Annotated in this window: 12 protein-coding genes; 9 read left to right on the top strand and 3 right to left on the bottom strand. The window is 63.1% G+C overall.

Translation table 11 applies throughout. From position 1 onward, the window contains the following. Window positions 1-4 precede the first annotated feature (4 nt). From LZC94_39690 to LZC94_39680, 3 genes are all read left to right on the top strand, one after another. The gene (locus tag LZC94_39690; protein WXB13940.1) at window positions 5-1,087 is read left to right on the top strand and encodes a cupin-like domain-containing protein; all 1,083 of its coding nucleotides are present in this window, start codon (window positions 5-7) and stop codon (window positions 1,085-1,087) included. Then, window positions 1,084-1,968 (top strand): class I SAM-dependent methyltransferase, encoded by an 885-nt coding sequence (locus tag LZC94_39685; protein WXB13939.1) that lies wholly within the window; start codon window positions 1,084-1,086, stop codon window positions 1,966-1,968. The genes LZC94_39690 and LZC94_39685 overlap by 4 nt, the downstream gene beginning before the upstream one ends. Window positions 1,969-2,157: 189 nt before the next feature. Continuing rightward, a complete protein-coding gene (locus tag LZC94_39680; GenBank protein ID WXB13938.1) occupies window positions 2,158-2,949 on the top strand; it encodes a hypothetical protein in 792 nt (263 codons plus the stop codon). A gap of 77 nt (window positions 2,950-3,026) precedes the next feature. On the opposite strand, the gene LZC94_39675 is transcribed toward LZC94_39680, so the two are convergent. Further along, window positions 3,027-3,821 (bottom strand): alpha/beta hydrolase, encoded by a 795-nt coding sequence (locus LZC94_39675; protein ID WXB13937.1) that lies wholly within the window; start codon window positions 3,819-3,821, stop codon window positions 3,027-3,029. 199 nt (window positions 3,822-4,020) lie between these two features. On the opposite strand from LZC94_39675, the gene LZC94_39670 reads away from it, so the two are divergent. The 6 genes from LZC94_39670 to LZC94_39645 all read left to right on the top strand — a co-directional run bounded on the left by LZC94_39670 (window position 4,021) and on the right by LZC94_39645 (window position 9,483). Further along, on the top strand, window positions 4,021-4,935 hold the full coding sequence (locus tag LZC94_39670; GenBank protein WXB13936.1) for a hypothetical protein: 915 nt from the start codon (window positions 4,021-4,023) through the stop codon (window positions 4,933-4,935). After that, a complete protein-coding gene (locus LZC94_39665; protein WXB13935.1) occupies window positions 4,932-5,309 on the top strand; it encodes a hypothetical protein in 378 nt (125 codons plus the stop codon). The genes LZC94_39670 and LZC94_39665 overlap by 4 nt, the downstream gene beginning before the upstream one ends. A gap of 247 nt (window positions 5,310-5,556) precedes the next feature. Next, entirely contained in the window at window positions 5,557-6,582 is a 1,026-nt protein-coding gene (locus tag LZC94_39660; protein ID WXB13934.1) for an AraC family transcriptional regulator, read from the top strand. A gap of 345 nt (window positions 6,583-6,927) precedes the next feature. Continuing rightward, window positions 6,928-7,500, top strand: a complete 573-nt coding sequence (locus LZC94_39655; GenBank protein WXB13933.1) for a peptidase inhibitor family I36 protein — start codon at window positions 6,928-6,930, stop codon at window positions 7,498-7,500. Between the two features lie 310 nt (window positions 7,501-7,810). Further along, window positions 7,811-8,692: a polysaccharide deacetylase gene (locus LZC94_39650; GenBank protein ID WXB13932.1), complete on the top strand. Its 882-nt coding sequence runs from the start codon at window positions 7,811-7,813 to the stop codon at window positions 8,690-8,692. 236 nt (window positions 8,693-8,928) lie between these two features. Then, complete coding sequence (locus LZC94_39645) at window positions 8,929-9,483, top strand: cytochrome P460 family protein (GenBank protein ID WXB13931.1); 555 nt, start codon at window positions 8,929-8,931, stop codon at window positions 9,481-9,483. Between the two features lie 125 nt (window positions 9,484-9,608). Here the strand turns inward: LZC94_39645 and LZC94_39640 are convergent, their stop codons facing one another. Then, window positions 9,609-10,094, bottom strand: coding sequence for a hypothetical protein (locus LZC94_39640; GenBank protein ID WXB13930.1), 486 nt, complete (start codon window positions 10,092-10,094; stop codon window positions 9,609-9,611). Between the two features lie 185 nt (window positions 10,095-10,279). After that, window positions 10,280-10,786: a helix-turn-helix transcriptional regulator gene (locus LZC94_39635; protein WXB13929.1), complete on the bottom strand. Its 507-nt coding sequence runs from the start codon at window positions 10,784-10,786 to the stop codon at window positions 10,280-10,282. Between the last annotated feature and the right edge of the window lie 9 nt (window positions 10,787-10,795).

The raw sequence follows: 10,795 nt of genomic DNA, 5'->3' as shown, positions 1-10,795 counted from the left end.
GCCCATGTACGCTTCGCGCAACCCCAGCAACAAACTATACACGAACATCGACGATGTCCTGGCGCGGTTCCCGCAGTCGGCTCGGGAGGGAATGACGGACGGGGCGCTCCATCTCCGCTTCGACGGGCGCGAGCCGTGCCAAATCCTCGTCCAGCGCGGAATTGCGCGTGTCGTTCTCGGCGGCGAGGGATCCGCGCGCGCGACCGTGAACTGTTCGTCCGATGCATTTCTGGAGCTCGTCTCCGATCGGGTCGAGTTTCGAACGCTGATCCAAAGCGGAAAGCTGGCGATCGAGGGTGATCTGCTGTTCGCGTATGGGATCTATTCGCTGCTCTTGAAGTCGAACGAGGAGGCCGCCGAACAGTTCCGCGCGGTCGACACCATGGCGCGCGGCGCACCCCTGCAAGAAGTGCCTCGCGTGCAGCGGCCGACGCGAGAACAGATTTTGGACACCCTCGCGCGCAACACACCGCTGATCGCTACTGGAATGATGCGCGATTGGCGCGCCCTGGCATGGACACCCGAGCGCATCGCCGATGAATATGGGGATACGAGCGTCGTCGTGGAGCAGCAAGTCACGATCCCGATGCGTGAGTTCATCGCGCGAATGAACGAGACCCCTTCGGGCGGCGAGAAGCCAGCCTATGTCAATGGATGTCCTCTCCCCGAGAGCATGTATCCCGACGTTCAGCCGCCGCCTTGGTTTCCCCACCACGAGATCCGGCCCCCGCAGCTCTGGATGGGCGCTCCCGCGGGCGACAGGCCCAGCACCTACCTGCACCGAGACGGAGCCCCCGTCTTTCTCGGACAAGTTTATGGCCGCAAGCGGGTGGTGCTGTTCTGCCCCGACCAAACACCGTACATGTATAGCGCAGCGATTGTCCGCAACAGCGAGCTGATCGATCCCGATCATTTCGATCGCGATCGATACCCGCTTCTCGCGAGAGCATTTCGAACGGAGTGCATCATCGAGCCGGGCGACATTTTGGTGCTGCCCGTGGGCTGGTATCACTGCGTCTGGGCTCTGACACCGAACATCTCGATTGCACACGCATACGGCGAAGATTCGGCGTGGTCGAGGTCATGAACCATACGGACGAACGGGCCCATCACGTGGCCAACGCCATCCCGCGGGACCACGACGCGGAGACTGCGTTTTACGCGCTATGGTTGGACCCGACCCTCACCTACTCGTGCGCATGGTGGGACGACGGCGAGGACGACCTCCACGCCGCTCAGCTCAAGAAGCTCGACTACCACGCCGAGCAGGTGCGCGCGGCGGAGGCCCGAAGGATCCTGGACATTGGATGCGGATGGGGATCTCTCGTACGACGCTTGGTCGAACACCACGGTGTGCCTCACACCGTGGGCCTCACCCGGAGCCCGTCTCAGGCCGACTACGTCGCCTCGTTGGGCGACGCCCGCATCGAGGTTCACCTCGCGGACTGGGCCGACTACGCACCGGAGGAGCCCTTCGACGGAATCGTCTCGGTGGGCGCCTTCGAGCTCTTTGCCCGGTTGGGCGATCCGCGGCCCGCGAGGATCGCCAGCTACCGGCGCTTCTTCGAAAAGTGCCGCGGGTGGCTCGCGCCGGGCAAGACCTTGTCGCTGCAGACCATCGCGTACACCCGGGGGCAACGCGAGCCCACGCCGGGCGATCGCTTCGTCGATGCATTTCCCGTATCCAGGCTGCCCGTTCTGGCGGAGATCGCGGAGGCCTCGGATGGCCTCTTCGAAATCGAGACATTGCGCAACGATCGGCTGCACCACGCGCGGACATTCCGCGCATGGCTCGATCGATTCCGCGCCCGTCGCGCTCGGGCCGTCGCCTTGGTGGGCGAGGCCAGGGCTTTGCGCTTCGAGCATTACTTGGAGCTGCTCGCGCAGTCCTTCCAGCTCGGAACGCTCGCGCTCTACCGCGTCACCCTGCGCCGCCTCGAGCAAAGCCGAGTCCGAGCGGAAGGGTGAGCTCGCTCGCCAGGCGGCGAAGGAAGGCGAAGTCGCCTTCGCTGAATTGCGCGCCATATTCACGCTTCGCGGGCCGTCGCATCCGAATCGCCGTATCGACGAGCCGCGAGCGCATTTCGCACCCCTGTGCGATGTCGAACTTTCTTGAAACGCGATAAACGGTACCCTCGATAGGAAGGCCATTTTCGGATGTCAAACAACGTGTTTCACGGTCGCAATTACTTCGAGCGTATGAAAGAACACTATCCTGCCGAAGTCGTCGGCGACCGCTTGAGCGACGCGGTGCTCACCGAATGGATGCGCTCCTCCGAGTTCGGCGTCGATCCGCCGAATCGATTTCAGCGGCTGACCGAGCGCCCCTTCTCGATGCAGCAGCACGCGTGGCTCGCCTCGCGCGCCGTGCAGGGCGGAGCCCCTTGGCTGCACCGGCTCTCGGCGTCGCGAGCATACAAGGGGCTCCTGAACTTGAAGTCTCCGTTCGACCTGGTGCTCTATTCCAATTTGATTTGGGAGCTCCAGCCGAGAACGATCATCGAGTTCGGGGCGTTTCAAGGTGGGAGCGGCCTGTGGTTCGCCGACCAGCTGACCGCCTCGGATATCGATGGAGAGGTCCACTCGTTCGAAATGTTCGACGCGTGCATCCATCCGAGCGCGTCCCATCCGCGGCTGCGCTTCCATCATGCGGACTTGCGGGATGTGAACCAGCTCGACAAAGAGCTGTTTGCCGCGCTGCCACACCCCTGGCTGGTGGTCGACGATGCTCACGTGAACGTCGCCGGGCTGGCCACGTTCGTGAACGGGTACATGGCGCCGGGCGACTACTACGTGCTCGAAGACATTTTTCTACTTGCCAATTTCGAGATCATCAACCAAGCCGTGTTACTCGCCGAGGGCCTCGGTTTTCTCGTGGACACGAAATACACCGACGCCTTCGGCATGAACGTGACTTGTTCGCCGAACGGCTGGCTCAGGAAGTCGTAGAGCCCCGTGAGCACGTCGATGCTCGTGACCGGCGCCACCCCGCGCCGCTTCGAGCCAAGGCAGGTCGGAGCGTGAAGCTAAGGCAGCTCACGGAGGAACGACAGGACCACCTCTCCCAGGCGCTCGGGTCGTTCGAACGGAAGTCCGTGACCGGCGTTCTCGATTTGCTCGACGCGCAAGCGCGGATGGAGGCCGCGCAGCTCCGTTGCCATCTCGAGCGTGACGACGGGGCTGTCGCCGATCACGAGCAGGGTCGGCACCTCAATCGCGCTCATCACGTCGCGATAGTCGGGATTGGGCGGCGTGAGCACGTCGAAGGCCTCCATGCGGGTCTTCAGCCTGGCCTCGGCCTGAAGCTCGACGATCTCCGGCGCTCGGTGCGGGTGCCGGGCTCGGGCCTGCGCGACGAGATCCGACCTCCGTAGACGGAGAACGCGGCGGTGTTGATCGGCGACGTCGCTCTCGTGCACCTCGCGTTGGCGCTCGGGGCTCAAGAACGTCGGGTCGACCAGGATGACACCGCGCATGTGCCCCGCACCCCGACTCGCCGCCACCGCGGCGGTCATACCGCCCATCGAGTGGCCAAGTAGAACTGGACGAGGGAGCTCCAGGCGGCGGATGAGACCCACGACGTCGCTCGCGAGGTCGTCGTACCGGTACCCATGCGGCGGCGCGCTCGACCCTCCGTGCCCTCGTGCATCGGGCATGACAACGTCGAACTCGCCTTCGAGCGCGCGCGCCAGCGGAGTCCAGCAGGCGCCGCTCCCCATCAATCCATGGAGCAGAACGACGGGAGGTCGGGCACCTCCGGTGCGGAGGTAGTGGATGCGGATGCCGTTCGTTTCGCAGACTTCGCGGATCCAGGTCGTCATTGGAGCGAACCTAGGGTCGGAATGGTTTCTTCCAGGTACGGAATCATCGCTTCCGAGATGGAACGAAGCGTTCCGCTGCGTACTGCACTATTCTCGTGGGATTTCAACGCACCCATTCCATGGCGTGGCCATTGCTCGGTGTGCCGACATGAAGCCACGATCCATCGCGTACTCTTTCGTGCCATTTATTTTGCCCACGGTGCTTATTGCGACCGGCTGCGGCGGCTCGCCGAAGCCGGTGAACACCTCCGGCGCTGCCCCGGTGGAAAATCCAGGGCCCGCCTCCGCTTCGACCCCGCCGAGCCGCGCCGCCCTCATCGACCTCTGCGCAGGAGCCACGACCGTCGATGTGAAGGTCGCGGATATCGAGCCCGACTCGCTCGACGGCAAGGATAGCAAAGAACCATCCTTTCCTTCGCCGCGTAAGGCGAAGGGCAAGACCTATACGATGGCGGACCTCGATGCGCTCGCCAACCGCGCACAATGGGCCGAGCTCCTCGCGCACGTCGAAGACATTCCACCCCTCGAGCGCAAGGCCACGTGGGAACGTCTTTTGGTGAAGGCCGCGACGGAATACGTCGGTTCGCTGTCGTCCAAGAGCGACGCCTACGAGGGCTTTTGGATCGCCGAAGGAATGGTCAAACGTTATCCGGCGCTCCCCAAGTCGAAAGAGTTCATGGCCAAGCGGGCCGATGTCGGCAAGAAGGTGTTCACGGAATGCTTGCAGCAAAGCTACTCCGGCAAAGAATGTATCCAGCGTGCAAAGGACTTCGTCAATGTGGACGGCACCGAGCGTGACGTCGCCCTCGCCATCGGCAAGATCGTTCGCCAAAATCAGTTCCCGTACGTGGCCGTTCCGTTCTTCCAGGCGGCGGTCGCCGGGACGAAGAACAACGCGGCCTGCGCCGACGAAGATCTACGGCTCGCGGTGGTGGCGGGCCTCGCCCTCCCGACCAACTACGAAAATGCTTCCGGTGCGCGCGATGTGAGCGCCAACGCGTGCTGGACCGAGCTGCGTGCGCCGGTCCTCCAGGAATTCAAGGACAATGCGAACGGCTACCTCAAAGACAACGTGTGCTCGGTGCTCAAAGCCAAAGGGGAGTTGAAGCCGTGACCGTCCGTGGCGCGCTCGGCCTGGGGGCGTTGATGCTCGTGCTCTCGTGCGCGGCGAGCCCGGGAGCCGCGACGGCGCTGACCCCATTCCAGAAGGCTCGCCTGCTCGGCCATTACTCGTCCCGCGACGGCCGCAGCGGTTTCGTTCTCGACCGCCTCGCCGAACCGTGGAAGGTGAAGCTGGATGGGGAAACCGAGGCCGCGCCCATGACCGCGCAGCCAGGCGTATACGACACCTTCGAGTACACGACGGCCGATCGGCGCGTATGGCTCCGCGTCGATCGAGAGAGCGGCGATATTCAATTATTTCAAGGCCCGAAACAGCATTACGGTGTGCCCATCGTCCGCGACGACGACGCCTCCACGCTGCGCTGACACTGGGCGGGCGCTGGCGCATTTAGCCGTAGAGACCGACCGCCGCGTCCCGTAATGACGTATCGAGGCGCCAGGCAATTTCGGCCGAGATATATGACATATCGACATCTGAACATCTGCTGAATGCGTCATGGATCAAACTGCGCCAACCACGAATGCCCTTGCCCGGCATTCTCGGATCCGATAGCCAGGCATCAGGCGCGACGCGCCCACGAGACGATGTCCTGTGTCCTCATCGCGCCATCCCATGATTCGCTCGCAGTTTCTTCCACTTGCTTTGGAGTGGATGAAGAGGAATGGCGCGCGGGCCGCGGCGGACGAAGTCCAGTGTACGTTCGCCCTCCCCGAACCGAGCGGTGAGCGGCTGAAGGAGTACACGATATCTGTGCAGAACTTCTCCGCCGCGGTCGAACAGGCTGCGACGCGCGCCAACGATGATTTCCTAGGTATACATGTTGCGCAAGACGTTCCGCGGGGCTCCTTCGGATTGGCGGAGCTCGCGGCGCGCCATTCCCCCGACGTCGGCGCGGCGTTGCGGCGGGCCGCGCAGTACGCGCGTCTGGTGTCGAGGCGGGCTCGCCTGACCCTTCACGAGGGCCACGGCAGCCTGACCCTCGTGCAGAGCAGCCCGGGCGACATGATGCACGAACGAAGACACGCCAACGAGTTCATTTTGGCTGCCATTTTGCGCTTGGTGAGAGAGTCGACCGGGGAACTCATCCGACCAACTCGCATCGAATTTGCCCACGGTGCTCCTTCCGACCCGACGTATCTCGAGCGCTACTTTGGAACGAAGAGCATTCGTTTCGATGCCAACCACAACGCGATCGCCTTCGAAGAGCGAATTGCGCCACTTTCGTTCGTATCGAGCGATCCCGTCGTTTTGCCCTGGCTTGATCATCTCGCGCACATACTTCTCCCTCCGCAGGTGCCGGCGGCGGATCCCGTCCCCGGACTGCGAGACCAGATTCGTCTCGGACTGGACTCTCGATCGCAGTCGATGACATTGCCCGATGTCGCGCGAAGAATGGCCCTCAGCACGCGCACCTTGCAACGGCGACTGGGCGAGGCGGGCACCACGTATCAGGCCGAGCTCGATACCGTCCGGCGCGAGCTCGCGCTCTTTTACGTGCGCGATCCGAGGCGCACGATGTCGAACGTCGCGCGCCTCCTAGGGTTCGACGATGTGCGCAGCTTCGCGCGAGCGTTCCTGAAATGGTACGGGCTCACGCCGAGCAAGTTCCGTCAAACGTCGAAGTCTCGCGTCCCGTAGCTGGCGGCTTTCGCCGTGACGTACGACTGCGCGATGACAGGCGTGGCGGAGCATTTGCCACGCGCGCATGGCGCAAAATGTTCACCACATTGGCGCCCGTTGCCCTGGCCAGCGCGATAACGCTCATCTATCGAATAGGAACCATTCATTGCAGTGCGCCCGCCACTGACGATTGATAGTGCCATATTTGTTCACTTCGACGAAGTGAGCTCGAGTCGCGTCGACATCGGCGGATTGCTTTGCGCACTATCTTCGACATGGATGGCCGGTGACGTGTGCCCAGCGCGAGCACGTACACCATACTTTATTCGATCGCATGAATCGACAAACACAAGGAGTCAATGAATGACCATTTCGAAGAAGGTGCTGTCGTCCGTGAGCGCGGCCGCCGCGATGATCGGTCTTTTCGGTGCAACGCCCTCGGCGTCTGCTCATGACGGCAACGATGGCGCGAGTCGCGGACAGAAACCGCAGACCATCGAAGCTCCCGGCGTCGACGTGATCGCATCGTATCGCGGAGCCTCGATCAACCTGACGAAAGATGGTTGGGGTGATGCACAGGCGTGTGCCGTCTATTCTCCGAACGATGTGCGTTGTTTTACCGCCAGCGAGACGGAGGCTTATTTGGGGGCGGCCGCGTGGGAATGCGCGTACGGCTGGGTGTGCCTCTACGAGCATCGAGACGGTGTGGGCCGCCGGCTGATCTTCAATGACGAGTACTGGCACGACTTGGGCGCCTACAGCTTCCGCAACACCGCATCGTCGTGGAAGAATGCGCAAAATGGGTTCGATGCAGCCCAGCTCAGGGACGGGGGGGATCCCGGTGGTGGAGGCTGGCAGCGGCAGCTCGGCGGTACGATCATCCAAGAGAATCTGGACGGCAATCTCAACGACTCGGCGGACGAAGTTCACGGCTGAGAGGGCGCCTCTTCCGCAGTGAAGCTCACGATCGATTCGATACGGATACGTGAGATTTGCCGAGTGGAAGGCCAGCGTGTGCGAGGGCGATCGGGCCGCAGCTGCCGGATCGCCCTCGTCGCGCGCCGCCCCCTCGCGAGCGCAAGTCGCCATACGCCGAGCCGCTCGTGTGACTTCGAAGATTGGCGATAGCTGATATTATCTCATGTGAACGGCGAGTTTTTGTCGGTTGTTGCGCGCCTATGGCCGTCTTATGGTCCGTGCAGGATGAATTTGATTGTCCGGCACCATGAGGAAGGGAGCGGCGACGATGGCCAAGGAAATACTCTGCGGATTCGGTGTCGATGTCGACGCGGTTTCGGGGTGGTTGGGATCCTATGGCGGGGAGGATTCGCCGGACGACATTTCGCGTGGGTTGTTTGCGGGTGAAGTGGGGGCGCCCCGGCTCCTCCAGCTGTTCGAGCGGCTCGGCATCCGGACCACGTGGTTCATTCCGGGCCACTCGATCGAGACGTTCCCCGAGCAGATGAAGGCGGTGGTCGACGCGGGCCACGAGATTGGTCTACACGGATATAGCCACGAAAACCCCATCGCGATGACGCGCGAGCAGGAAACGGACGTCCTGGACAAGAGCATCGAGCTGGTCACGAAGCTCTCGGGCAAGCGGCCGACGGGTTATGTCGCGCCTTGGTGGGAGTTCTCGAAGGTCACGAACGAGCTGCTTTTGGAGCGGGGTATCAAATACGACCATTCCTTGATGCACGACGACTTCAGGCCCTATTACATGCGCGCCGGGGATAGCTGGACGAAGGTCGACTATTCGAAGAAGGCGGTGGATTGGATGGTGCCGTTGAAGCGCGGTGAGGAGACCGATCTCATCGAGATTCCCGCATCATGGTACCTCGACGATCTACCTCCGATGATGTTCATCAAGAGCTCCCCCAACAGCCATGGGTTCGTGAACCCCCGCGACATCGAGCAAATGTGGCGCGATCAGTTCGACTGGGTTTATCGCGAGATGGACTATGCGGTATTTCCGATGACCATTCATCCGGACGTGTCGGGGAGGCCGCAAGTTCTGTCGATGCTGGCGCGCCTGCACGCCCACATCTGCCATCACGCCGGGGTGCGGTTCGTGACGATGAACGAGATGGCCGACGATTTCGCCAGGCGCTTTCCGCGTAAGAGGTAGCCATCGACCCTCGGACGTCGCGCTGCATAGCCGTGCGAACAGCGACGCCCATCGGCGGTTACGCCCGCGCAGCATGGGCCGTTCTCAGATCCACGTTCAGCTCATCCCGGAGCCTTTCAGCGCGGCAGCGTCGACGCACGGAGTCGACGGCCGACCCGTACCCGTTCGGATGGGGAGGAAGAAAATTCGCCATCGGCTTCGTGAAACCGACGGGGGGAGGCGGCGTATCGTGCTCCATGAGAGTGATCGTCCATTTCATGGTCCTGGCTGCGGCCGCTCTGGGCGTCGCGTGCTCGGACGACGACAAAGGTTCCCCCTTCTCCTCCCAAGGCACGGCGCAGCGACCCGCCACGGGCGGTTCCAGCGTGGATACGTGGCTGCAGTCCGGAGCCTACAAATCGTGGCACTGCGAGCGCGCGGTTCACGAGGCCCGAGCCCCTTCACCCCATGGATACAACCGCATTTGCTCGAACGATGCCATATCTGCGAATGCCACGGGAACGGCCGACTGGCCCGAAGGCGCCGCGGCCGTGAAGGAGCTGTACGACAGCGCCACCAGCACGACCCCGAGCGGATATGCCGTTTATTTGAAGACGAATGCAGACGGTGCGGGCGGCGCCAATTGGTATTGGTACGAGCGGCTTCCGGGAGGTCGGATCGCGGCCGACGGTCTGGGCAGCAGCGGTAGCGCGAAAGACGTTTGCGTTGGGTGCCACGTCGCGGCCGGTGCGGATGCTGCCCATACGCCGTCGCCAGGTGGTCGCGACCAGGTTTATACACCCGTTCCCTGACGTTCCCGGGGACGTGCGACGGCGTCGAGCTTTACTCTTCGTGCGATTGTCTTTTAGGTTTTCGGCGGTGAGCATACCCGCGAACGTGCTCGTGCCCCGGGCATTCGAGGCGCTTCCTTGCGCCCTCAGTTCGCGGGAATGCGGTAAAGCGGCTGCCTCGTCCCTTCGCTCACCGTGTAGTACCCCGAGCCGTCGATGGCATAGGTGATCGCCTCGCCCTGCGGCTCGGACGGCGCGGTGACCCGGATCGGCGCCTTCGTGAACGCCTGTTCGAATGACTCTCCCGCCGCCGCGCGGAACTCGTACACGCGCGAATAGGTGCGGAGCAGAAAGCGCGGTGCGCACGGATGAATATCGGCGCCGGTCGCGGTGCCGCTGTTGCCCGAGGGCAAATTCAACTCCGCGACTTGGATGAGCGTCACCTTCGTATTCGCCTTGAGCGGCTCCGGAAATTTGTAGACGCGGCTCTTTCCAGTGGTCGTCTTGCTGATGATGTAAACGACGCCGGTGGTGGGATGCACCATCAACGACTCGGCATTGTGCGGCCCGTCGGGATATGCGAAGGGGAACCTCTCCGCCGCCAAGGTGCGGATCTCCCGCCACCGTCGCACGACGCGCCGCGGATCTCCCGCCGCCGTCGCACGACGCGCCGCGGATCTCCCGCCACCGTCGCACGACGCGCCGCGGATCTCCCGCCACCGTCGCACGACGCGCCGCAGGTCTCCCGCCGCCGTCGTGCCTGCGGCGCGAGCATGTCCAGGGCGCTCGACCGATCTTGAAATCCGGCCCAGCCGGACTAGGGATTCCGTGAAGACCTCGGCGTGCGTGACGCGCGCGCGGTCCTTTTGCTCGCGCGCGGACTCGGAAGCTTCTTTACGGTCGTATCGTTCGACGTGAGGACGCGACCGTCTTTCGCTCGCAGCTGCATGCGCTCGATGCGTTTGCCCGTCTCGTTGTCCACCAGGATCGAGTGCGCCTCGCCGGCCTCGAAACAGTGATCCTCGCCCCATTGCCGCAGGCCGACCACGATGGGAAAGAGATCGCGCCCTCTCTTCGTCAGAACGTATTCCTGATACGCCGTGCCGTCGGAGGCCGGCGCGGTGTCGAGGATACCGAGAGCCACCAGATCGCGCAGCCTCGTCGCCAAAATCCCCTTCGAGACACCCAGGCCCTTCTGAAACTCGCCGAACCGGCGCGCGCCCGCGAACGCATCGCGCACGATGAGGAGCGACCACCAATCGCCGATGGCATCCAGTGCTCGCGCTACGGGGCACTCGGCTTGCTCTAGGCTGATGCGCTTCATCACGTTTCT

It is taken from the genome of Sorangiineae bacterium MSr11954, from assembly GCA_037157815.1.
Classification (GTDB): Bacteria; Myxococcota_A; Polyangia; order Polyangiales; family Polyangiaceae; genus Pendulispora; species Pendulispora albinea.
The sequence above is the reverse complement of the archived record's forward strand: the minus strand, read 5'-3'. Positions and strand labels throughout refer to the sequence as shown.